Genomic DNA, 23546 nt, shown 5'->3' on the forward strand with positions numbered 1-23546 from the left:
GGGGGGGGGGGGGGGGGCCCCGCCCCCCCCACCCCTCTTCTTCTGCCTGCGCAAGGGCAGCGGGTCCTGGTCCGAAGGGCAGCGGGGTGGGAGCCACGGTTCCTCGAAGCGGCGACGGGTGGGCGGCGAGGGTGCGGTCGGAGGTCAGCTGGCCGACGCCATCAGGCGGCGGCTCAGCGTCGCCGCGGCAGCGCGCACGGCGGGAGCCACGCGGTCGGGCACCAGGCCGCCCACCGTGCCGGCGACGGAGATGGCCGCCGTGGGCAGCCCGCCGTGGCCGAGGATCGCGCTGGCGATACAGGTCAGCTCGAGCGCGCACTCCTCGCGTTCGACAGCGAAGCCCAGCGCACGGATGTCGACAAGCTGGCGCAGCAGCGTCGGCGGTTCGGTGATGGTGTGAGGTGTTCGCCTCTGGAGGCCGCACGAGGTCGCGCGCACGACCGCGTCGTGCGGCGAGTACGCCAGCATGGCCTTGCCGAGCGCCGTCGCGTGCGCGGGAAGGCGCCCGCCGATCCGGACCGGCGGACGGAACGCGGGCTCGCCGCGCATGACCGCCACGACCACGACATCGGACTCGTCGAGCACCGCCAGGTGGACGGTCTGGTGGGTAACGTCCCGAAGCTCTTTCATCACCGGGAGCGCGCGTTGGCGCAGGCGGCGCGGCAACTCCACCGTCTGTCCGAGCTCGAACAGCCGCACCCCGAGGTACAGCAGGTCGCCATCGCGGTCAAGGAAGCGCTGGGCGACGAGGTCGGTGGCGATGCGCGACACCGTGGACTTCGGCAGGTTCGCCCGGCGCGCCAGCTCAGAGACGCCGAGCCCATCGTCCTGCTCGCCGAACGCGTCGAAGACGGCCGTCACCCGATCGAGGACGCTGACGGAATCGGTCCAGTTCGCGGTGCGCATCGCTACGCCGCTGCGAGCCGCCGGGTGACGCTGGCACCCGCAGCCCGCACCAACGGTGCGACACGCTCGGGGTCCATCGCGTCGCTGGGCCCGGCGATCGAGATCGCGCCCAGCACGACCCTGTCGCTCGACAGCACCGGCGTCGCGACGGCAAGGATTCCCGGGTAGGAGGCTCCGACGTCCGTCGCCACCACGGCGGAACGCACCCGCGCCAGCTCCTCGCGGAAGTGGTCGGCGTCGTCGGCGACGAGCAACGCGCTGATGCGATTCACGACGGAGGTGTCGGCGCAGAACGCGAGATAGGCCTTGCCGCTGGCCGTCGTCAGCGCGGGCGTGCGAAGACCGGCGCGGGCGGGAAGCATCGGGAGGCGCCCGGCCACGGCGGCGATGGACACCATGTCGGTGCCCTGCTGGACCCACAGGCCCACACGCTCGCCGGTGGCATCGCAGAGGCTACGGATGACGGGTGCGGCCGCATTCACCAGCCGGCGAGGGACGCTCGCCCGTGTGCCCAGCTCGAAGAGCCTGAGACCGAGAGAGATACCCTCATCGGTACGCTCCAGATACCGCTGGCCGGTGAGGTCGGCGACCAGTCGCGAGACAGTGGATTTCGGGAGCTCGGTACGGGCCGCTATGTCGGTGATCGTCGTCGCTCCGTCCGCCTCCTTGACGGCATCCAGCACCGCGATGATGCGGTCGAGCACCGACACCGGCCTGTCGGCCGAACCGTGCGGCGTGTTCCATTCGGCGAGACTCATCGTCGAGCACCCCCTCTCAGCAGGTTGAATCAACCTCGATTCAACCTCTTTCGAACGTACTAGTTAGTACGGACCTATGCAACGCTATCCACGGATGATGCGACACCGGTGTCGGCGCCGCAGGAAGGGTGCCATGCGCACGTCGATCGCCACGGTCTGCCTCAGCGGGACCCTCGACGAGAAGCTCGCCGCGGCAAGCCTCGCGGGCTTCGACGGGGTGGAGATCTTCGAGCCCGACCTCGTCGCCTCGCCGCACTCCCCCGAGCAGATCCGAGGGCGCGCCAAGGAACTCAGCCTGACCCTGGACCTGTACCAGCCCTTCCGCGATTTCGAGGGAGTGGGACCTGAGCTGCTCGAGCAGAACCTGCGCCGCGCCGAGGCGAAGTTCGCGCTGATGAACCGTCTGGGCATCGACACGATGCTGCTGTGCAGCAACGTCGCGACCGCGCGCAGCGGCGACGAGCAGCTCGCTGCCGCGCAGCTGTGCCAGCTGGGCGACGCCGCCGAGCGATACGGCGTCCGGGTCGCATATGAGGCGCTCGCCTGGGGCCGCTTCGTCGACAGCTACGAGGCGGCGGCCCGCATCGTGCGACTCGCGGACCATCCCCGCATCGGCCTCTGTCTCGACAGCTTCCACATCCTCTCCAAGGGCCACAGTCCTGAAGCGATCGAGACCATCGCAGCCGACAAGATCTTCTTCGTCCAGATGGCCGACGCACCGCTGCTCTCCCTCGACGTGCTCTCCTGGAGCCGGCACCATCGGCTCTTCCCCGGGGAGGGCGGCTTCCAGCTCGGGGAGTTCATGGCGCATCTCGTCCGCACCGGCTACGACGGCCCCGTCTCGCTCGAGATCTTCAACGACACCTTCCGTCAGTCCGATCCGGTCGCCACGGCGATCGATGCCCGTCGGTCTTTGCGATGGCTCGAGCACGAGACCGCGATGGCGCTCGGCGACCGCGGTGGCGGCCGCGCCGCGCGCATGTCGACCCGCAGGCTTCCCGAGGTGGCGCAGCCCGCCGATGTCAACTACGTCGAACTGCGCACCGCCGCCCTGCCCGCCCTGCGCCAGCTGCTCTCGCAGCTCGGCTTCCGCTCCCACGGACGGCACCGCACGAAGAACGTCGAGCTCTGGTCTCAGGGTGACGCCCGCATCGTGCTGGGCGCGCCCGACCGCCAGTCTCGTCAGCCGACGGTCGCGGGAATCGGCCTCTCTGTCGACGACCCCGCACCGGCGCTCCGGCGGGCCGAGGATCTCTTCGCGCCCGAGGTGCCGCGCGAGCAGGGCGCAGGTGAGGAGACCCTGGTCGGCGTCCGAGCGCCGGATGGCTCCGAGGTGTTCTTCGGCGCAGCAGGCGGAACCGAGCCGGGCTGGGTGAGCGAGTTCGGCACCGCGGACGACGCAGCTGGGCCGGATCTCATCGAGCGCGTCGACCACATCAACCTGGCGCAGCCGTGGCAGCACTTCGACGCCGCGGTGCTCTTCTTGCGCTCGGTCCTCGACCTGCACGCCGAGGCCTCCACAGAGGTCGCCGCGCCGGTCGGGCTCGTGCGCAGCCAGGTCCTCCACAGCGCCGACGGCGTGGTGCGAGTCGCACTCAACCTGGTTCCCTCAGGAGCCGCCGACGACGCGATCCTGCCACAGCACATCGCGTTCGCGGCATCCGATGTTCTCTCACTCGCCCGCGCGGCTCGCGAGCGCGGATTCACGCCTCTCGACATCCCGGCGAACTACTACGACGACATCGGGGCGCGCTACCAGATCGAGACCGCGCTCCTCGACGAGCTGCGGGAGCTGAATGTCATGTACGACCACGACGAATCCGGAGAGTTCTTGCATTTCTACACAGGGCCCATCGGCACGGTGTTCCTTGAAGTGGTGGAGCGCCGTGACGGATACTCGGGCTACGGCGCTCTGAACGCGCCGATCCGCTTGGCGGCGCAGTACCAGCACCGTCGCGCCGCTCAGGTGGTGCCGGAATGATCCGGCACGTGGCGGTCTTCCGGTTCGTGCCCGAGTTCACGAGCGAGCAGCGCGAGCACTGGATGCGGTTGCTGCGCCGGCTTCCCGAGCAGATCCCCGAACTGCGCGGCCTCAGCGTGGGCACCGATGTACTCGGCGGCCCGGCGTCACACGAGATGGCGATCGTCGCCGACTTCGACGACCTCGAGGGGCTCGACGCCTACAACCGGCATCCGGCGCACCAAGAGGTACTCAGGATCTCGGGGCCGGTGAAAGCGTCGCTCGCGACCGTCGACTTCGAGATACCGGGAGAATCATGACGGACCCGCATCGCGACCCTCGGTCCACGTCGGAGCCGGACGTCCGCCGCTATCTCGTCGGTCTGATCGGCGACGGCATCGGCGCCTCGCTCACGCCCCCGATGCACGAGGCGGAGGCGCTCGAGCTCGGCCTGGACTACGAGTACCGCATCTTCGACCTGATCGAGCTCGGCCGGCCGGCGACGGACGTCGGAGCGATCCTGGCCGAGGCCCGGTCGGCGGGCTTCGCCGCCATGAACATCACCCACCCCTGCAAGCAACTGGTGCTCGAGATCGTCGACGAGCTGGACACGGATGCCGCGCGGCTGGGAGCGGTCAATCTTGTGGTGTTCGACGGCGACCGCCTGCTGGGGTACAACACGGACTGGATGGGTTTCCGAGACGGACTGGTGGCCGGTCTGCCCGGCGCATCGCTCGACCACGTCGTGCAGATCGGCTGCGGCGGCGCAGGCGCAGCGACGGCGTACGCGCTCCTCTCCCAGGGTGCTGAGCATCTCGGCCTGTCGGACTCCGACTCCGTTCGCGCGGAGGAGCTGGCCGCGCGCATGCGGCGGCACTTCCCGGGCCAGACAGTGCACACCATCGAACCCGACGAGCTGGCCAACGCCATCGCGGGCGCGACCGGCGTGGTCCACGCCACGCCGATGGGCATGCTCCATCATCCGGGCGTCGCCTTCGATCTCGACCTGCTGCGGCCGGGAACCTGGGTGTCAGACGTGGTCTATCGCCCTCTCGAGACCGAACTCATTAACCAGGCGGCTGAGCGGGGCCACCCGGTGCTTGACGGCGGTCGGATGGCCGTGGGCCAGGCGTGGGCCAGCCTCCGCATCATCACCGGCATCGAGCCGGATCGCGAACGGATGCAGCAGCATTTCCGCGAGCTCATCGCGGCGGAGGAGCGGCATGCCGCATCCGAAGGGAAACCTCGATGAGCGATCGGGTGCGCGAGGCGCCGGACGGGGCGGCCACCGAGCGGGCGGTGCGGACGCGCAGCGACATCATCGCGGTGGCCACCGCGGAATTCGCCGCGAACGGCTTCGCGGGGGCGCGAGTGGATGCGATCGCCGCCAGTACGCGGACGACCAAGCGGATGATCTACTACTACTTCGGCTCGAAGGAAGGTCTGTACCTGGCGGTCCTGGAGCGGGTCTACGCCCAGATCCGCCGGGTGGAGAGCGACATCCGGATCGAGGAGCTGTCTCCGGACGAGGCCCTGCGCACCATCGCCGAAGCCACGTACGTCCATCACACGACGCACCAGGCGTTCATACAGCTCGTGAGCATCGAGAACATCCATCGTGCTGAGCACCTGCGGCGGTCCGAGACCATCCTGCGCGAGAATGTGACCGCGATCACCCTGCTGGAACAAGTCATCGAGCGCGGCGTGCGCTCCGGGGTCTTCCGCGACGATGTCGACGCGGTCGACGTGCACATGATGATCAGCGCGTACGCGTGCTTCCATGTCGCCAACCGGCACACGTTCGCCGCCATCTTCGACCGGGACATGCTGGCTCCCAGCCTGCAGGATTCGCACCGCCGGCTCATCGGGGACATGATCGTCGCCACGATGACGACTCGCCCGGCCGCCTGACCCTGGTGCCGCCGCGACTCAGCGCAGAGGAGACCGCATCGTCGCCAGGCGAAGTCCGAGCGCGGTGGCCGCCGCGCGGAGGGGTTGCTCCAAGAGTCCGGGATCGACGTCGTCCGCGTGCCCCGACACCGACACGGCGGCCGCCACGGAGTCGGCAGGCCCGCGGACGGGAACGGCTGCGCACGACACGTCGGGCGCGAATTCCCTCACTTCCGCCGCGAGTTCGCCGCGGCGGATGTCGGCCAGCTGACGGCGGAGCGCGGGGCGGTCTGTGATCGTGCGCGGCGTCCACGCCTCGAGTTCCCCCGCGAGCACTTGGTCCACGTCCGTGGGCGAGGCCAGGGCGAGACACGCCTTCCCGAGTGCGGTGGCGTGCATCGGCAGCCGACCGCCGGTCCGCGCGCGGGACGGCGTCGTCGATCGGCCCCGCATCACGGCGATGCAGACCATCTCGTGGCCGTCACGGATGGCCAGGTGCACGTTCTGGCCGGTCTTGTTGCGCAGGTCTGCCATGACCGGCAGCGCCGCCGTTCTGAGCTCCCGCGGCTGCTGTGCGAGCTGACCGAGCTCGAAGAGCCGCAGACCCAGGTGGATGTGCTTGCCGTCCCGTTCCAGGTACCGCTGGCGCACGAGCGTGCCCACGAGGCGCGAGACCGTCGATTTGGGCAGACCGGCGCGCAGCGCGAGCTCCGAGATCCCCATGCCGCCGTCGTCCTGGTCGAATGCCTCGAGGATGCGGGTCATGCGGTCGAGCACGCCGAGTGCGTCGCCGTCTGCGTCGCTCATCTCAGGCCACCTGCAGCGCCAACCGGTTGGTGAGGGCGAGTGCCGCGTGACGGACGAGCGGCGCCATCCGGTTCGGATCCATGTCGGTGACCGGCCCCGCGACCGAGATCGCGGCCACGGGGATCCGATCCGGCGACAGCACGGGGCTCGCGACGCCGACCACGCCTGGAAAGGTCTCGCACCTGTCGATCGCGACCCACTCCGTGCGGACCGACACGAGCTCCTTCTCGAACGTGAGGCGGCTGCGCAGGTCGAGTCCGGTGACCACGCTGCCGAACGCCAGCTCGTCGTGGGTGAAGGCCAGCACCGCTTTGCCGAGGGCGGTCGTGATCGATGGCACGCGGACCCCCGCATGGGATGGCGCCGGTCTCAGTCGACCGCGGACCGAGACCACAGAGAGCATCTCGCTGCCCTCCTGGACGGCGACGTTGAGGTGCTCGCCGGTCGCGTTGAAGAGCTCGGCCAACACCGGGAGAGCGGCCAGGCTGAGCCGGCGCGGTGTGCTGGCGCGCGCGCCGAGTTCGAACAGGCGCAGACCGATCACCACGCCCTCGGCCGTGCGGGTCAGGTAGCGCTGCCGGACGAGGTCTCCGACGAGACGCGACACCGTGGACTTGGGGATGCCGGTGGCCAGCGCGAGTTGCGTGATCGTCGTCGATCCGTGTGATTCGCGGACTGTTTCGAGGATGGCGAGGATCCGGTCGAGCACGGAAACCGGCTCTTGCCTGGGGGCGGATCTCATGTGTGCAGTATCTGTCGGGTGAGAGGAGGCGGCAAAGCGAACGGGGCTTCGCCGCGGGAATGGTTCCACTCAATGGGACGGGGCGCCCTCGCGGGCCACCGCCACCGGAGCGGGGCGACGGCCCGGACCCGTCGTGTCGACGAGCCCGGGCCTCGGCCGTGAGAGTCCGTGGACTCTTACGCCGGCGTCAGACGGTGCAGAACGACTTGATGCCCATCGCGCTCTCGATGCCCGACACCACGTGCTCCTTGAAGAACGCGTCGCCGTCACCGGGGAGGGTGCCCTGCCAGGCCGCGTTGTCGTGACCGAGGGTCGTCAGCCATGCGCGGCCGCCGTCGTAGTACTGGCACCAGCTCACGGGGTGGTTCTCACCGTGGCCCGCAGGTGTGGCCTCGCTCGTGGCCTTGTCGACCTCGAGCAGCACGTTGACGAAGCTCGGGTACGGAATGAGGTTGTACCACTCGTCCTTGAAGGCCCACGTCTGGGGCATGCCCGTGGTCGAGACATCGCGGTTGTTGATCGTCTCGACGGTTCCGTCGCGGTTCGGGCCGTGGTTGTAGAAGTTCGCCCCGCCGAGCAGACCCTCGTAGTACTGCCAGCTGTACTCCGCGCCGAACGCGTTGTGGATGCCCACGAATCCGCCGCCGCCGCGGATGTACTGCATGAGCGTGGTCTGCGCGGTGTCATCGAGCGTGTCGCGGTTGGAGCTGAGGAAGATGACGGCCTGGTAGTTGTTCAGCCGGAACTGCGAGAGGTCCTCGGTGTAATCGGCCTTGATGCCGCGCTCAGCCGCCCACTGAACGAGGGTGGCCTGGGCGACGTTGTTGGCGTTGAGAGGCGGGTTGAGGCCGGGCCCGAGGGCGGTGCCGAGGTGCGCGTGACGCGGGCCGGCGGTGCGGCTCCAGATGAGGATCTTCTTCTCCTCGCCTTCCTTCCAGCCGTTGCCCCACTCGTGGTAGCACGACGGGTCGGTTCCACGGCAGACGCCGTAGTCCTTGATCTCGTCGAGGTAGATCTGGCTGGCGGTCGCCGGCTGTCCGCCGAGGCCGTTCCCGTTGCCCTTCTCGGTGTTCAGCGCCGTTCCGCCGACCACCAAGCCGGCCCCGAGAGCCGCTGCGGCCACGAGGGTGATGCCGGAGCGTATGAGCGATTTCATGTGATCTCCTTTGATCGTGCGTGCTGTCTCCCCTTGATGCGTCACACGCGCTGGTCCGGGGGCTGGTGGCAATCTAGGCGGCGGCGAGCGATCCAGGCAAAGTCCGTTCCACCCAGTAAGCCGGGGCGCGATCCGACGTCGACCCGCTCAATGGATCGCCGGTGGAGCCGCGTCGGGATGGCGTGAACGATCGCCGTCCGGCATGGCCCCGGCAGAGCCCGTTGCACGTGATCGGGTCCGTCCGACCGGCACGGAGTAGTCGCACGTGCGGGCACTGTCCGCTGACGGGCGGGTGGCGTGCACGGCCAATGTCGAACCCGGATTTCGCGACACGAATGCCGGCTGAGCCCCGGCCATCGGCGCCGATCGCAGATCGCCTGCGCGAGGCACGCCGAGACACTCGACGAGTTCACTGGTCGTGAGCATCGGCTCGAGGCCGGGCGAGCACTTTGCTGCGAGAGGAGCGCGAACCCGAGATTCTTCTGTAGCAGGAGCGGGGCTTGAACCCGCGACCTCACGATTATGAGTCGTGCGCTCTCACCAACTGAGCTACCCTGCCATACGCATCCAACGGTCACGAAATGGATGCTGCGAGCCCCGAGTCAGGATTGAACTGACGACCCCTTCCTTACCATGGAAGTGCTCTGCCACTGAGCTATCGGGGCGTGCTGCCTGCAAGCAGGCAACTAGAAGAGGATACCAGAGGCGTGGCATCCTTCCGAACCACTCAACCCACCGTGTGGGTCCCGTCGGTGTACTTCTGAAGCCACGGCCACGGGTCGATGGCGGTGGTGCCGTTGTCGAGGATCTCGAAGTGCGTGTGGGCGCCGTACGAGCGGCCCGTGTTGCCGGTGCGGCCGATGATGGTGCCGACGGTGACGTGCTGGCCGGGGCTGACCTGCAGCGAGCCGTACTGCATGTGCGCGTAGTGGCTCGAGACCAGCTGCCCGTCGACGATGTGGTCGATGATGACATGCACGCCGTAGGCGCCGCCCGCCTCCGAGGCGACGCGGACGGTGCCGTCGGCGATCGCCTGCACGGGAGCGCCGTTGCCGGGCGTGAAGTCGATGCCTTCGTGCATGCGGCCGGAGCGCATGCCGAACCCGTACGACATCGTCACACCGACCGCGAAGGGCCACTGGACGTTCGAGTTCGGGTTGTTGTGGAAGAGGTTCGAGAAGTTCTTGATCCCCGCCTCCGACGCGAGCTGCGCCGTGGTGGTCGTCGCGTAGTTCTCGGTGCGCTGGAGGGTGTCGCTCTGCGCGTCGCCAGGAGCGACATACGCCTGGATCTCGGCCTCATCCATGAGCGGCGCCGAGTCGTCGCCGACGGCGAGCACCGACAGCGAGGCCTCCGTGCCGTTGACCGCGGCTACCGCTTCGGCCGGGGTCGTCATGCCGACGGCCATCAGACCGACGATGCCGAAGACACCGACCGAGAACGACGCGGTGGCGACGCGCTTGAAGGCTGAACCACGACGGGCCTGCGCGCGGCGGGGCGCCGCGTGCGGCGTCGCCTCTGCCTCGGGCGCCGCCTCGGGCGCGGGCTGCTGGACAGGGGTCTCGCCGGTGAAGGCGAACAGGCGGGATGCGGCTTCGAACTCGTCGACTCCGGATGCTGCGGGCGCGGGGATCGGGCCGGTCAGGGGCTCGACGCGCTCGGTGCGGGGCCGCTCGGCCGGCTTCGGGGTGGGTGCCGGCGACTCGGTGGGCGCTGCCGTCGGCTGCGGTGCGGCCGCCTCGACCGCGGGCGCGGTCGTGGCCACCGTCTCAGCGGCTTCGGCGGCGAGAAGCCCATCGAAGGAGTCGGCCTTCCACGTGGATGCGCCCTCGGTCGGCGTCGCACTCGACACGGGCGCCGGAACGGCGGTGGTGGAGGAGGCCGGCGACTCGGCGATCGCGACGGGCTCCAGAAGCTCGAACGGCTCTGCGGGAGCGAGAACGGTGTCGAGCAACGGTGCCGGCTCTTCGCGTGTCGGCAGTCCGGCCTCGAACGCCGCAGCAGGGCGCTCAGGCTCGGCGGGAGCGACGGGGGCGATCGGCGGCACGGCGGTCACGGGCTGCTCGGCGGTCTGGGAGCGACGCGAGCGTCGGCTCACCTGCTCGGCAACGGGCGCGGCGGCGGCAGCCGACGAACGGAGACGGGCGCGCGGCGCGACGGGCTCGATGACGGGGCCGGACGCCGCCGGAAGCTCGACCGACGACGGCGCCGGGGCCACGGGCTCGACCGGCGTCGCCACGGGAGCCGGAGCCACCGGGACGGAAAGGACCGGAGTCGCCGGAGCCGCGACCTCAGCGGTCGACGCGACGTACGACGTCGCCTCGGGCTTCACCGAAGGGGTGGCGGCAGCATCCGTTCGCTTCGACTCGATCGGACGACCCCACACGACCGCGGGACGCTCCGCAGCGGTGCTGGCCGCCTGCCGCCGCGCGGTCGCACGGCCTGCCCCGGATGCCTCCGGCGTCGCCTGGGCGGGCGCTGCGGAGGGTCGACTGGAGCGGCGTGTGGGCGCAGATCCGGCCTGGGGGGCGTCGAAAGGCAAAGCGGAAGCAGGCTCTCAGGTCGTGCCGCGAGGGGGGTGTTCGCGACAAGGCGGTCTTCGGGCAAAAGGACCCCTCCGCCGTTCGGGTGGCGAAGGTAACGATCGGGTAAACACTACCCCGGGCGTCCTGGGAATGCCATGTGCGGCTCGGATTTCATGGGGCGCGTTTGGTGAGGATTCGATGAGAACCGCGTCTTCACGCGAGTCCCGCTGCCGCCGCCAGGCGGTCGAAGATCGCCGGAGTCGCGGCCACGATGAGGGGGGCGCGCGGACCGCCGTCGGGCTCCGCCCGGCCGAATCGGCCACCCGCCTCCGTCACGAGCAGCGACCCCGCCGCGAGGTCCCACGGGGCGAGCCCGCGTTCGAAGTACCCGTCCAGGCGCCCGGCGGCCACGAACGCCAGATCGCTGGCGGCCGATCCTCCGCGACGCAGGTCGCGCGCGGGCACGGCGGGCATGACGCGGCCGATGAGCTCGATGTCTGCGGGCCGGGTCGCGGGGTCGTAGCCGAACCCGGTCGCGAGGAGGGCGCCCGCTCCTCCGACCTCTGGGTTGACGGCGAGCCGGTTCACCCCCTGCCACGCTCCCTCGCCGCGGGCGGCGTGGAACATCTCGCCGAGCACCGGGGTGTAGACGACGCCGGCGAGCGCCTCCCACGCCTCGGGCGTCGGCTCACCCTGCACGGCGGCGATGCTCACGGCGTACGAAGGGATGCCGTAGGCGTAGTTCACGGTGCCGTCGATAGGGTCGACGACCCACGTGACGCCGGTCGTGCCACGGTCGCCGCCGGTCTCCTCACCGAGGAAGCCGTCCTCGGGGCGCGCAGCCCTCAGCCGGGCGCGGATCAGCGCCTCGACCTCGCGGTCGGCCTCCGTGACGATGTCGGCGAGCGCGGTCTTGGTCGCCGCGATCGCGACGCCCGCTTCACGGCGGGTCCGCGCGAGCTCCCCGGCTTCGCGGGCGATGTCGATGGCAAGGGATTCGAGGTCGTGCTCGAGGCTCATGCCTCCACGGTAACGAAGCGGCGCGCTGCTCGAGCGGACGCCTGGGTAGCGTGGAGCCCATGGTCGCTGCCGCCCGGTCCCCCCGCTTCGACGTCGCCATCGTCGGCGGCGGTCACAACGCCCTCGTCGCCGCCGCGTATCTGGCCCGAGCCGGACGCTCGGTCGTCGTCCTCGAGCGGCTCGACCACGTCGGCGGAGCCGCGGTGTCGGAGCGGCCGTGGGCGGGAGTCGACGCACGGCTCTCGCGCTACTCCTATCTCGTGAGCCTGCTGCCGCAGAGCATCGTCGACGACCTCGGGCTCGACATCCGGCTCCTCCGACGCCGCTACTCCTCGTACACGCCCGATCCTGCGGCTCCCGCGAGGGGCGTCCTGATCGACACCGCGGATGCCGCGGCAACCGCCGCGTCGTTCGCCCGCGTCACCGGGAGCACCGGCGAAGCGACGCGCTTCGGCGACTTCGCCGACCGGATCGAGCCGATCGCGCGACTCCTCTTCCCCTCGATGACGCAGCCGCTCCGCCGCGAAGGAGAGGTGCGGGCGGAGCTCGGCGATGACCGGCTCTGGTCCGACCTCTTCGAGCGCCCCCTGGGCGACGTGCTCCGGTCGTCGTTCGACACCGACATCGCCCGCGGCATCGCGCTCACCGACGGCCTCATCGGCACCTTCGCCTCCGCCGACGACGAGAGCCTCCGCCAGAACCGCTGCTTCCTCTACCACGTGATCGGCGGCGGCACCGGGCACTGGGACGTGCCCGTCGGCGGCATGGGCCGTGTGACGGCCGAACTGTCGCGCGCCGCGACCGCGGCGGGAGCCGAGCTGCGCACCGAGACCGAGGTGACCGCCGTGACGCCGGACGGCGAGATCGCGCTCGCCGGCGGTGGCGTCATGCACGCGCAGCTGGTGCTCAGCGGCGTCGGCCCGGCGGTGCTCTCGCGCCTGCTCGCGGCCGGCGGCGCAGATACCCCTCTGGCCGACGCACCGACACCCGAGGGCGCGCAACTGAAGGTCAACATGCTGCTGAAGCGGCTCCCCCGTCTCCGCGACGCGCACGTCTCCCCCGAGGCGGCGTTCGCCGGCACCTTCCACGTCAACGAGACCATGACCCAGCTCGACGACGCGTACCGGGCGGCGGCGGGCGGCAGCATCCCTGATCCCCTCCCGGCCGAGATCTACTGCCACTCCCTCACCGACCCGACCATCCTCGGTCCCGAGCTGCGCGCATCGGGCGCGCACACCCTGACGCTCTTCGGCCTCCAGGTGCCGCACCGCCTCGTGGACGGACGGGACACGGATGCTGCGCGCGCGGCGCTCCTCGACGCGGCCCAGCGCTCGCTGGACGCGGTGCTGGCCGAGCCCATCGCCGACTGCCTCTACGAGGCTCCCGACGGCACGCTGTGCGTCGAGGCGCGGACCACGGCCGACCTGGAGCGCTCGCTCGGCATGGTGGGCGGCGACATCTTCCACGGGCCGCTCTCGTGGCCGTGGGCGGGCGACGATGAGCCGCTCGACACGCCCGCCGCACGCTGGGGCGTGGCGACGCAGCATCCGACCGTGCTGGTGTGCGGTTCCGGGGCGCGCCGCGGCGGCGCGGTCAGCGGCCTCGGCGGCCATAACGCCGCCATGGCCGCGCTGGAGCTGCTCGGGCGGTGAACCTGCGATGCCGAGGTCGGGTGCGCAGCGTGTGAACGCGCTTCGACAGGTCAACCGCGGCTCCACAGCAGGGAATCGGCTCGAACTCTCCTGCAGAACCCCGGTTGACCTGTCGAGCGAGAAGGAGTCGGATGCTGCGACCCGCAGCGGGTCCGGCGCTCAGGGGCGCGGGGGCAGCGGCGGGGGCGGCGGGTAGCCCTCGTACCCCGGCGCCGTCGCCGGCGGCTGCGGGGCGGCGGGCTCGGCGAGCGCGGGAGCCTGCGGGCCAGGCAGCTGCGCGGACGGAGCCGGCTCGATCCGCGTGAAGACGTGCGCGCCCGGCGACGGGTACCCCGTGTAATACGCGTTCCAGTCGGGCGAGCCGTCAGGCAGCATCGGCAACGGCGTGGCGCCGTCGACGTACGTCGGCCACGGGAGGAGCTCCTGCGGGGCCGGAGCGCCGCCCGGCGCGGTGATGGCGGCGGGGGCGACCGGTGCGGCGAGGGCCGGGTACGCGACGTGGGAGCGGGGCTTCTTCGGCGCGAGCAGCACGTTCACGAGCGGCAGCAGCGCCGTGCCGACCGCCGCCAGGATCGCGACGGCGACCACGATGCGCCAGTAGAGGTCGGCGAGGATGAGCCACTCGCCGAACGCCAGCGGAATGATCAGCAGGGCCGCGAGGCCGACCACGAGCGCGATCGTGATGACCGCGACGGTGCGGGTGAAAGGCGTGTCGTGACGCTGGAGCGCCTTCATGTAGAGGCGCACATGCAGCAGGACGAGCTGCAGGATCAGCACGATCAGCAGGAACTGGACGAACTTCGAGAATCCGATCCAGTAGTAGCGCTCCGGCATCCAGATCATGACGGCGCCGAGCAGGAGTGCGATGATCCACGACGCCATGCTCGCGAGTGCGAACCAGGCCGGACGCTGCGGCGCGAGGTGGGCGTCGAGGATGGCGACCCCGGCGAACGCGACGAGCAGGAGGATCGTCAGGAACGCCCGTCCGATGAGGCCGTTCTGCCCTCCGATGAGCACCCAGACGACGCAGACGAGCGCCGCGGCGATGAGGGCGCCGATCGCGACCCAGATGGCGATCCGCAGCAACGGCGAGGGCGAGGCATCCGTCCGCCCTTCTTCCCCTCTCGGAGCGGGCGTCGCATACGGGTCGGGCGCGGTCATGGCGTTCCTCTCGTGACGGGCGGAGTGCCTGCACCGCCCATCCTGACATGCCGCCCGGGCGTGCGCAGGCGGATCCGCGTGGTCTCGACCCTGGATGATCCCGCGCTTGGTTCGAAGCGCCGGAGCCGGGTGCCCCGGCGCTTCGAACGAGCCGGACTCAGCCGCGGCGCGGGTGGGCCTTGAAGAAGTCCCACATGATCTGCGAGGCGCTGATCTCCTGCGTGACGGCGCCCAGCGGCGAGAGGTCGACGTCGGTTCCGGGCCAGGTGTGGCCGCCGTCCGCCACCTCGTAGAGCACCACGTCGGCCTGCTTGGCGCAGTTCGACCACGAGTAGGCGGTGATCCCGGCCGCCGCCGGCGTGACGATCGGGCCGCGACGGCACTCGTTCAGCCCGGCCCAGCGCTCGGCTGCCAGCTGGACGGTGTATCCCCAGCGGGGGTCGGCATTGCCCGGGTACGGGTTGACGAAGTCGGCGGTTCCGTGGAAGGTCACGACGGCGACCGGCCTGTCGGGAGAGCAGGAGTCGGCCACGGGCTCGGAGAGTTCTGCGGGGTCCGGGCGCCCGGCGCGAAGACCGGCGACCGGTGCGATCGCGGCGAAGACGTCGGATGCCTCGCACGCGAGCGCCGACGCCATACGGCCGCCGCCGGAGAACCCGGTGGCGAAGACGCGGCGCTCGTCGACGCACCCGGCCGCGTCCACCGCGTCGACGACGGCGCGGAGGAAGGCGACGTCGTCGCGAGACCCCGCAGGGGGGTAGGTGCCCGAGGTCAGCGGCACCCCGGGAACGTTCCAGGCCCAGTTGCCGTCGGGCAGCGTCCGGGGGAACTCGATGTCGCCGGTCGGGTTGACGACGATGAAGCCCTCGGCGGCGCCGATCTCTCCGAGATCCGAGATGTCGGCCTGCACGCCGCCGTTCGCGTTCGACCCGTGGAGGTCGACGACGAGCGGCAGCTCGCGACGCAGCGGCGCGTCGGGCACCTGGACGAGGACGCCGTAGGTCTCTCCCGCGAAGGTCACCTCCAGCGTGGATGCGCCGACCGGGAGGGTGCGCGCGCAGGACTGCGCCGGGCCACCTGCCGCTGTGGCGGGGGCCGCCCCGAGGACGATGCCTCCCGCCGCGAGGGCGAGGGCCACTCCCGTGGCGAGCATCGCACGTGCTCGTGTTCGCGTCGTCGCGATCATCAGAACTCCTTCGTTCTCAAATCCCGAGCGCTCGCTCGGTTTTTGAAGGCTAGCAGTGCACGAAGATCGCGTCGATGGCGCACTCGGAATATGACGGGCGCACTGATCGCCGTCATCCGTGCGCGCCGCGGTTCGAATCCCCGGCACTGGTCAGAAACGCCGAAACGCGCCCCGCAAGCGGGGCGCGTTTCGGCGTTGGCTGGTTGGTGGCGAGTGAGGGATTCGAACCCCCGAAGTCGATGACAGCTGAGTTACAATCAGATCCCTTTGGCCGCTTGGGTAACTCGCCAGGTGCGCACCCGTCCGACTTTTCCAGACGACCGGAGGCGCGATCCACCATATTACGCGTAGATGCCCGAGGTCTGAAATCGGCCCGCTCTACGTGCCGATGTGGTCGATGTCGAGGCCCTCGAGCGCGCTCGGCGTACGCAGCAGCGCCCCCTCGAAACGACACGTCGCGGCTGCCGAGTCCATCGCCGAGACCAGCGCCGTGTCCCAGTCGTCGGCGCTCTCCGGCGTCCTCGCGACAAGCGCGGCGACGGTGGCCGCGAAGGCGGCATCGCCCGCGCCCATCGTGTCGACGATGCGGCCGGGCAGGTTCGAGATCGGCCGCGTCACCACGACCTCGCCGGCCTCGATCGTGGCACCGGCTGCGCCTTCGGTGGCCAGCACCGCGCGCGCACCGAGATCGATCAGACGGGCGCGCAGAGCGTCGAGCGGCTCGCCGTACAGGAGCGCCGCGTCGTCCTCGCCGACTTTCACGAGGGCGGCCCCGGCCGCGAGGGCCTCGAAGCCGCGCACGAACTCGTCCTTGTCGTGCATCATGCCGGTGCGGGGGTTGGGATCGACCGCGACGGGCGCCCCCGCCGAGGCGATCGCGTCGGCCAGCTCCGCGGCCTGCTCGGCGTCGTCGAAGGCGAAGCAGCTCACGACGACGAGGTCGGCATCGGCGAAGGCCTGGCGCTCGGCGTCGCCGAAGCGGATCCGTCGCCGCTGTGACGCCTCGTTGAACTCGTACACGGGCTCGCCTGCGCCGGAGCGCGTGCTCACGGCGCGTGCGGTGCCCAGCAGCGACGGCGTCGCGAGGAGCCCGACGCCGAAGTCGGCGAGGTAGCGCCTGACGCGCGACGCGGGCTCATCGTCGCCCAGCATCGCGACGAGGACCGCCGGCACGCCGAGCCGCGCGAGGCCGACCGCGACATTGAGCGCGGCTCCCCCGACGAACTCCCGCACGCCGTGGTCGTCACGCAGCTCGTCGATGAGCGCGTCGCCCACCACCACGACCGTCATCGCCGCACTCCCGCCGTCTCGAGCACCCGGCCGACGAACGCCTCCGTGCGCCGGCGGGTGCCGTCGATCTTCATATCGACGCTCGCCCGCACCTCGTTGGGCGCGAGCGGCGGCGCGAGGCGCACGTTCTCGTGGCACGACAGGTCGGCGCAGATGTACGTGCCCACGCTGTCGCCGTGCACGCCGGCCTCGCCGGCCTTGCGCGCCGTGTACATGGTGACCTGGTCGGCGGGCTGCATCGTGTGGCACAGGTTGCACAGCGCCGCGCGCGCGTGGGACGAGCCCTCGGCGCCGCGCAGCACGATCGCGGCGGGTTCGCCGTCGATCTCGGCGACGAGGTAGCCCCGACCGCGGGTGCGCGGGTCGCGCCACGCCAGGAAGTCCAGGTGATCCCAGTCGGTGAGCACGAAGTCGTGAGGCAGGGTGACGAGACGCAGCTCGTCGGCGGAGGCGTTCACGAACGCGGAACGCAACTCGTCTTCGGTCAGTGGGCGCATGGCACCTCCTCGCCCGCCCAGTCTACGAAGGACGACGGATGCCGCCACCCCGCGTCTTCGCCGCGGCCCTCCGCCGCAGCATCCATCGTGAGACGACAGTCGCCGGACGAGACCGTGGGGAACACCCAGGGTCTCGTCCGGCAGTTGTCGTCTCACGGCCGGGGGCCGCGGCGGCCGCGGGGGCCGTGGCAGGGAGACGCGGCGACCCGCAGACGACGGGTCACGCCGACGTGGGGGTGGCGACGTCATCCACGGCGTCGGGCGACGGATCCTCGGCGGCGCCGGATCGATCGCGGATCAGGAAGCCGAATCCGAAAGCGATGAAGAACATCAGCACGCCGTACACCGCAGCCGGCAGCGACAGCTCGTCCGAGCCGAGCACGCTGACCGCGATGACGATCGCGAGCGTCGCGTTGTGGATGCCGATCTCGAACGATGACGCGATCGACTGCCGCCTGCCGACCTTGACCAGGCGCGGCGCGAAGTAGCCGATCGTGAGGCTGACGAGGCAGAACACGATCGTGATGAGCGAGAGGCGGCCGAAGTTCTCGAGCAGCAGCGCCCAGTTCTGCGCGACGGCGCCGGCGATCACGACGACGAGGATGATCACCGACGCGATGCGCACCGGCTTGTCCATCGCCTTCGCGAAGCGCGGCCAGAAGCGGCGCACGATCATGCCGAGCGCCACCGGCAGCAGCACGATCGCGAAGACTTCGAGCGTCTTCGCCCACTGCAGACCCAGCTGGTCGTCGAACGGGTCGAAGTAGAGGATCGCGAGGTTGGTGATGAGCGGGAGTGTGAACACGGCGATCACCGAGTTCACGGCCGTGAGCGAGATGTTCAGGGCCACGTCGCCCCGGAACAGGTGACTGTAGAGGTTGGCGGTGGTGCCGCCCGGCGACGCCGCGAGCATCATCATGCCGACCGCGAGGATCGGCGGCAGCTGGAACGCGAGCACCAGCCCGAAGCAGATCAGGGGCAGCAGCACGAGCTGGCACAGCAGCGCAACGACCACCGCCTTCGGCTGCTTGAGGACGCGGGCGAAGTCGCCGAGGGTGAGGCTCAGGCCGAGCCCGAACATGATGATTCCGAGGGCCACGGGCAGGCCGATGGTGGTCAACTCTGACATGGGACTCAGTGTGCCAAACGATGCGACTGCGTGTCACGGTTGTCCACAGCCCGCGCCGGTATCGTCAGGCGGACTCGACCTGCTCTGCGGGAGTGGTCTCGTCGGCCGACACCACGCCGCGCGACACCTCGTCCGCCGTCGCCGCCTCCGGCTCGGGTGCGGGCACCTCTACGCCCGCGAGCCGCCACACCGCGAACGCGGGCCCGTCGGCCGACAGCAGCACCGCCCCGTCGCCGGCCACCGCGAGAGTCGCGTCGCCGACGAGCGCCTCGGCCGCAGCGGCGCCCGGGAGCGCGCCCGCCGGGATCTCGGCATCCGCGTCGCCCTTCGCCGCCAGCACGAGCAGCGTCTCGTCGACGGCCTCCCGCACGAACACGACGGACTCGTCGTCGACATGCACCCAGCGCAGGCCACCGGTCGACAGGACCGGGTGCGCGTGCCGCAGCGCGACGAGCTCGCGGTACAGCGCGAGCCGTTCGGCCACCGCCGGCTCGCCTTCGGTGCCCCATGGGATCGGGGTGCGGCTCGCCTCGCCGTCGACCCCGACGAGGCCGAACTCGTCGCCCGCGAAGATCACGGGCAGGCCCGGGAGCGTCATCATGAGGCCTGCCGCGACCGGCACCGTTCCGGGCGCCGCGTTGGTGGCGAAGCGCCCGGTGTCGTGCGTGTCGAGCGGCTGCATGTTGCCGAGCCGCACACGCCACGGGATGCCGGCGGTGAAGCGCACCACGGCGTCGACGAACTGCCGCGCGGTGTATCGCGGGATGCCGCCGATCGGCTGTGTGAAGAACCACGGCTCGGTCGCCTCACGGCCGTCGTACGTGAGGTACGGCGCGTGGGTCGGCTCGGACAGCCACCCCCACACCGGCCGCGTGAACGACGGGTACGTCATGGCGCCGTGCCAGCCGTCGCCCTGCAGGTCGCTCGCGGCGTCGTTGGTCGACTCCCCCAGCAGGATCGTGTCGGGGTTGATCTCGATCATCGTGCGCCGCAGCAGCTGCCGCACCTCGGCGTTGAGGTCGACGGAGCCGAGGCGCCCGGTCATGTTGGCGACGTCGATGCGCCAGCCGTCAGCCGAGTACGGCGGCTTGAGCCACTTCGCGACGACGGAGCCGGGGCCTTCGATGAACCGGTCGCGCAGCTCCTGCGACGCCCAGTTGAACTTGGGCAGACTCGGCACGCCGAGCCACGACTCGTACCGGGTGTTCGCGTCATCCGTGAAGTAGTAGAACTCCTCCTCCGGGGCGCCGGGGTGGCCGAGCGCCGCCTGGAACCACTCGTGCCGATCGCCCGAGTGGTTGCTCGTGAGATCGCCGATGACACGGATGCCGCGGGCATGCGCCGCCTCGATCAGCCGGACGTAGGCCTCATCGCCGCCGAGGAGCGGGTCGACGCGGTCGAAGCTCGACGCGTCGTAGCGGTGGTTGGACGCCGCAGGGAAGATCGGCGTGAGGTAGAGCAGGTTGACGCCCAGCGAGACGAGGTGGTCGAGCTTCTCGATGACGCCCTCGAGGTCGCCGCCGTAGAACTGCTGCGAGCGCGCCGGCACGACGGGGTCGACGGGGTCGTCCCAGGTCGCCGGGATCGCCCAGTCCGGGGTCGGGTGCGTGTCGGCCTGCGCCGACCGCGCGAAGCGGTCGGGGAACACCTGGTACGTCACGGAGTCGGTGAGCCACGTCGGGGGCGCCGGGTACGCGACGAGCGCGAAGTCCTCGGCGTCGAGGGTCTCGATCGCGTGGAGGCCGGTCTGGTTCAGCCACTCGATGCGCCCGTCCTCATGCACGAGCACCCAGCGGTAGCCGTGCCGCGGGTTGCGCACGGTGACGGGTGCCTCCCACCACTCCCAGCCGTCGGCGGAGCCGAGGGGGGCAGCATCCGTCCATTCCGGCTCGTGATCGGGATTGGACCTCGTGCGCACCGCCGCAAGGGGGCCGTAGCCCGCCGGCACGCGCAGCCGCACGGTGACCACGTCGCCGAGCTGCGGCGCGAGGTCGGACACGTACAGCGGCGAGCCGTCATGGTGAGGGAGGAGGGTCGTCATGGCTCGGCCTTTCGTCAGGCGGGCGGTGGCGGTGCTCGCCTCGATCATCGCAGAGCGGATGCTGCGACAGCACGCAGCCGGCGCAGCATCCGCTCTCGGATCAGCTGTGCGCGATCAGCCCTTCGTGGCGCCGGCGGTGAGGCCGCCGACGATGTACTTCTGCAGCAGCAGGAAGACGATGACGACCGGGATCGCCGCCATCACCGCACCGGCCGCGAAGGCCGACCAGTCCGCGTAGCGCGGGTTGGAGACGAGCTTCGTGAGTCCGACGATGAGCGTCTGCTTGTCGGGATCGATCAGCAGCACGCTCGCGATCATGTACTCGTTGATGAGACCGATGAACGACAGCAGGCCGACGACGGCGAGGATCGGCGCGACCAGGCGCAGGATGATCGTGAAGAAGATGCGCGCGTGTCCTGCACCGTCGATCTTCGCCGCCTCGTCGAGTTCACGCGGGATCGTATTGAAGAACCCGTACATGAGATACGTGTTCACGCCCAGCGCGCCGCCGAGATAGATGAGGATCAGACCGCTCAGGGTGTTGAGCCCGATCGCGGGGAACCAGTCGCTGATCGCGCTGAACATGAGGAAGATCGCGACCACGGCGAGCATCTGCGGGAACATCTGCACCACGACGATCGTGATGAGCCCGACGCGGCGTCCGCTGAAGCGCATGCGCGAGAACGCGTAGGCGGCGAGCGCGCCGATGAACACCATCGAGAATCCGGTGATCAGCGCCACGATCATCGTGTTCACGAACCACTGGCCGTACGGCACCTGCGGGTTCGTGAGGATGCGGACGTAGGCGTCGAGGCTGATCGAGGAGAACAGCTGGTTGCTTCCCGTCAGCGTTCCGTTGCCGTTCAGCGACGACGACAGCACGTATACGAGCGGGAAGATCGCGAAGATCGAGCCGATGATCGCGACGACGTGGCGCCAGCCGGTGTCGCGGAACCACTTTCCGAAGGGGCGACGGCGAGCGGGCTTGTCGGCCTTGGGGGACGGCGCCATGCCGCCCACCTCGGTCTCGAACTGCGCGGCGGTGCCGCCGGCGGCGACCGCGAGGGTCGCGTTCCGGGCGACGGTCTTGTCAGGGTGAGCGAGACGGTCCTGGGACTCAGACATGTCAGTTCAGCTCCTCGAGGGCCTTGGTCTTGCGGAAACTGATGATCGCGATGACGGCCACGACGATGAAGATGAGGATCGTGAACGCCGAGGCGAGTCCGTAGTCGCGGTTCTGCCCGGTGAAGGCGACCTTGTAGACCATCGAGATCAGCAGGTCGGTATGGCCCACGGGTATCGCCGCGTCCTCGAACCTCGGCCCGCCGCCGGTGAGCATGTAGATGAGGTTGAAGTTGTTGAAGTTGAACGCGAACGACGCGATGAGGATCGGCGCGACCGTCACCAGCAGCAGCGGCAGCTTGATGCGGCGGAAGATCTGCCAGGGGCTGGCGCCGTCCATCACGCCGGCCTCGTTGACCTCTTCGGGGATGCCCTGGAGCGCCCCCATGCACACCAGGAACATGTAAGGGAAGCCCAGCCAGAGGTTGACGAGGAGCACGGAGACCTTCGCCATCACCGGATCGGTGAGCCACGGGATCTCGGCGCCGCCCAGCAGCACCTGGTTGATGAAGCCGAAGCTCTTGTTCATCATGCCCGCCCATACCAGCGCACCGAGGAACGCCGGGAACGCGTACGGCAGGATCAGCATGATCCGGTACCCGTTCTTGAAGCGCATGCGCTTGTTCTGGAACAGCATGGCCAGCAGCAGCCCGAGGAAGAACGTCGAGGCGACCGAGACGATGGCGAACACGAACGTCCACAGGGTGACCGAGATGAGCGGCCCGCGGATGGACGCGTCGGTGATCGCCCGCACGAAGTTCTCGAACCCCACGAACACCTGCCAGCCCGGCATGAGCTGTTCGCCGGACTCCGAGGTGAACGCACCCTCCCCCGTGTCGGAGTACACCGTGCCGGTGGCGGTGTCGGTCATCGTGTCGGCATCGGCGTCGTAGACGAGCGTCGACGTGTAGAGGTAGCCCTTCTGGCCGTCCTGCGTACGGATCGCACCGTCGTTGGGATCGGTGCTGTAGGGAACGGCGAGCTGCTCGACGTCATTGCTGCGCGCAAGCACGTCGGCGAAGGTGAGGGTCGTCCAGCCGTCCACGGCGACGGCCTTGCCGCCCTCCATCGTGGCGTCGACCGGTTCGAGGGGCTTCTGGTTGGTGCCGAGGGATGCCTCGCCGTCGGTCGGATCGGTGACCAGCAGGCCGAGCTCGCCGACGCGCTCGACGACGGTGACGTCGTAGGTCGGCGAATCCTCGACGCGGACGAGCGAGGACCGCATGAGCGAGGCGATCGCCTGGTCCTTCGAGCCGTTGTGGCCGGTGCCGTAGTTCGTGAAGCCGATGTAGCCGGTGTAGACCAGCGTGAAGATCTGGAACACGACGAGCAGGATGATGCCCGGCGTCAGGTATTTCGCGGGAATGGTGCGGCGCGAGAAGTAGATCCAGTTGACGAGGATCGTGACGGCCGTGACGAGGGTCAGCACCAGCCACTCGTTGTGGAGGAAGAGCACGAAGACGGCGTAGAGCGCGAGCGCGTCGACGACGGCGAGCAGCGCGATCTTCAGCACCACCCAGCGCACCTTGCCGCCAGCGGCATCGGCGATCCGCGCGGCGCTGCGCTGACGCGGCGTCGGCGTCGGCGTCTTCTCGGCCGTGTCGGCCTGAACAGTGTCGGTCATCGATCGTCCTCGAGATCGGGACCGGGACGGATGCCGCGGCATCCGTCCCGGTCGCCTGTCGCGGTCTTTCGACCGCAGGG

General features: G+C 70.0%; 20 protein-coding genes and 3 tRNA genes. 5 read left to right on the top strand and 18 right to left on the bottom strand.

The genetic code is table 11. From position 1 onward, the window contains the following. Positions 1-144 precede the first annotated feature (144 nt). Positions 145-861 (bottom strand): IclR family transcriptional regulator, encoded by a 717-nt coding sequence (locus tag Q9R33_RS00005; protein ID WP_311292459.1) that lies wholly within the window; start codon positions 859-861, stop codon positions 145-147. Between the two features lie 47 nt (positions 862-908). Beyond that, a complete protein-coding gene (locus tag Q9R33_RS00010; RefSeq protein WP_311292460.1) occupies positions 909-1664 on the bottom strand; it encodes an IclR family transcriptional regulator in 756 nt (251 codons plus the stop codon). 133 nt (positions 1665-1797) lie between these two features. Here Q9R33_RS00010 and Q9R33_RS00015 point away from each other — a divergent pair, with 133 nt between their 5' ends. The 4 genes from Q9R33_RS00015 to Q9R33_RS00030 are packed head-to-tail and all read left to right on the top strand — an operon-like array spanning position 1798 to position 5535. Further along, positions 1798-3645 (top strand): TIM barrel protein, encoded by a 1848-nt coding sequence (locus tag Q9R33_RS00015; protein ID WP_311292461.1) that lies wholly within the window; start codon positions 1798-1800, stop codon positions 3643-3645. 8 nt (positions 3646-3653) lie between these two features. Then, positions 3654-3944 carry a Dabb family protein gene (locus Q9R33_RS00020; protein WP_056368979.1) on the top strand — a complete coding sequence of 97 codons (291 nt, stop codon included), beginning with the start codon at positions 3654-3656 and terminating at the stop codon, positions 3942-3944. Continuing rightward, positions 3941-4876, top strand: coding sequence for a shikimate dehydrogenase (locus Q9R33_RS00025; protein ID WP_310245062.1), 936 nt, complete (start codon positions 3941-3943; stop codon positions 4874-4876). The genes Q9R33_RS00020 and Q9R33_RS00025 overlap by 4 nt, the downstream gene beginning before the upstream one ends. Further along, positions 4873-5535, top strand: a complete 663-nt coding sequence (locus Q9R33_RS00030; protein WP_310245061.1) for a TetR/AcrR family transcriptional regulator — start codon at positions 4873-4875, stop codon at positions 5533-5535. Before Q9R33_RS00025 ends, Q9R33_RS00030 begins: the two co-directional genes overlap by 4 nt. 18 nt (positions 5536-5553) lie before the next feature. Here the strand turns inward: Q9R33_RS00030 and Q9R33_RS00035 are convergent, their stop codons facing one another. From Q9R33_RS00035 to Q9R33_RS00065, 7 genes are all read right to left on the bottom strand, one after another. Further along, positions 5554-6321 (bottom strand): IclR family transcriptional regulator, encoded by a 768-nt coding sequence (locus Q9R33_RS00035; RefSeq protein WP_310245060.1) that lies wholly within the window; start codon positions 6319-6321, stop codon positions 5554-5556. Between the two features lies 1 nt (position 6322). After that, entirely contained in the window at positions 6323-7063 is a 741-nt protein-coding gene (locus Q9R33_RS00040; protein ID WP_082497003.1) for an IclR family transcriptional regulator, read from the bottom strand. A gap of 187 nt (positions 7064-7250) precedes the next feature. Next, positions 7251-8219, bottom strand: a complete 969-nt coding sequence (locus tag Q9R33_RS00045) for a ThuA domain-containing protein (RefSeq protein ID WP_310245059.1) — start codon at positions 8217-8219, stop codon at positions 7251-7253. A gap of 485 nt (positions 8220-8704) precedes the next feature. Next, positions 8705-8778, bottom strand: a tRNA-Met gene (locus tag Q9R33_RS00050). A gap of 34 nt (positions 8779-8812) precedes the next feature. Further along, positions 8813-8884: transfer RNA gene (locus tag Q9R33_RS00055), tRNA-Thr, on the bottom strand. Between the two features lie 62 nt (positions 8885-8946). Next, positions 8947-10761, bottom strand: a complete 1815-nt coding sequence (locus tag Q9R33_RS00060; protein ID WP_311292462.1) for a peptidoglycan DD-metalloendopeptidase family protein — start codon at positions 10759-10761, stop codon at positions 8947-8949. A gap of 196 nt (positions 10762-10957) precedes the next feature. Continuing rightward, positions 10958-11764 carry an inositol monophosphatase family protein gene (locus Q9R33_RS00065; protein ID WP_311292463.1) on the bottom strand — a complete coding sequence of 269 codons (807 nt, stop codon included), beginning with the start codon at positions 11762-11764 and terminating at the stop codon, positions 10958-10960. Positions 11765-11823: 59 nt separating this feature from the next. Here Q9R33_RS00065 and Q9R33_RS00070 point away from each other — a divergent pair, with 59 nt between their 5' ends. Beyond that, positions 11824-13416: an NAD(P)/FAD-dependent oxidoreductase gene (locus Q9R33_RS00070; RefSeq protein WP_311292464.1), complete on the top strand. Its 1593-nt coding sequence runs from the start codon at positions 11824-11826 to the stop codon at positions 13414-13416. Positions 13417-13575: 159 nt separating this feature from the next. Here Q9R33_RS00070 and Q9R33_RS00075 read toward each other — a convergent pair whose 3' ends face one another. From Q9R33_RS00075 to Q9R33_RS00115, 9 genes are all read right to left on the bottom strand, one after another. Next, positions 13576-14577, bottom strand: a complete 1002-nt coding sequence (locus Q9R33_RS00075; RefSeq protein WP_311292465.1) for a hypothetical protein — start codon at positions 14575-14577, stop codon at positions 13576-13578. Positions 14578-14734: 157 nt separating this feature from the next. Beyond that, complete coding sequence (locus tag Q9R33_RS00080; protein ID WP_311292466.1) at positions 14735-15763, bottom strand: PHB depolymerase family esterase; 1029 nt, start codon at positions 15761-15763, stop codon at positions 14735-14737. A 204-nt stretch (positions 15764-15967) separates the two neighbouring features. Then, positions 15968-16052 (bottom strand) — tRNA-Tyr (locus Q9R33_RS00085). Between the two features lie 89 nt (positions 16053-16141). Continuing rightward, positions 16142-17053 (bottom strand): PfkB family carbohydrate kinase, encoded by a 912-nt coding sequence (locus Q9R33_RS00090; RefSeq protein ID WP_311292467.1) that lies wholly within the window; start codon positions 17051-17053, stop codon positions 16142-16144. Continuing rightward, positions 17050-17550, bottom strand: coding sequence for an FBP domain-containing protein (locus tag Q9R33_RS00095; RefSeq protein ID WP_056368946.1), 501 nt, complete (start codon positions 17548-17550; stop codon positions 17050-17052). The genes Q9R33_RS00090 and Q9R33_RS00095 overlap by 4 nt, the downstream gene beginning before the upstream one ends. Before the next feature lie 220 nt (positions 17551-17770). Beyond that, positions 17771-18679 carry a bile acid:sodium symporter family protein gene (locus Q9R33_RS00100; protein WP_311292468.1) on the bottom strand — a complete coding sequence of 303 codons (909 nt, stop codon included), beginning with the start codon at positions 18677-18679 and terminating at the stop codon, positions 17771-17773. Between the two features lie 64 nt (positions 18680-18743). Continuing rightward, the gene (locus Q9R33_RS00105; RefSeq protein WP_311292469.1) at positions 18744-20720 is read right to left on the bottom strand and encodes a glycoside hydrolase family 13 protein; all 1977 of its coding nucleotides are present in this window, start codon (positions 20718-20720) and stop codon (positions 18744-18746) included. Between the two features lie 114 nt (positions 20721-20834). Continuing rightward, entirely contained in the window at positions 20835-21731 is an 897-nt protein-coding gene (locus tag Q9R33_RS00110) for a sugar ABC transporter permease (RefSeq protein ID WP_056369875.1), read from the bottom strand. Positions 21732-21846: 115 nt separating this feature from the next. Continuing rightward, positions 21847-23466: an ABC transporter permease subunit gene (locus Q9R33_RS00115; RefSeq protein ID WP_310245049.1), complete on the bottom strand. Its 1620-nt coding sequence runs from the start codon at positions 23464-23466 to the stop codon at positions 21847-21849. Positions 23467-23546: the final 80 nt, after the last annotated feature.

This window comes from Microbacterium sp. PRC9 (assembly GCF_031844125.1).
Lineage (GTDB): Bacteria > Actinomycetota > Actinomycetes > Actinomycetales > Microbacteriaceae > Microbacterium.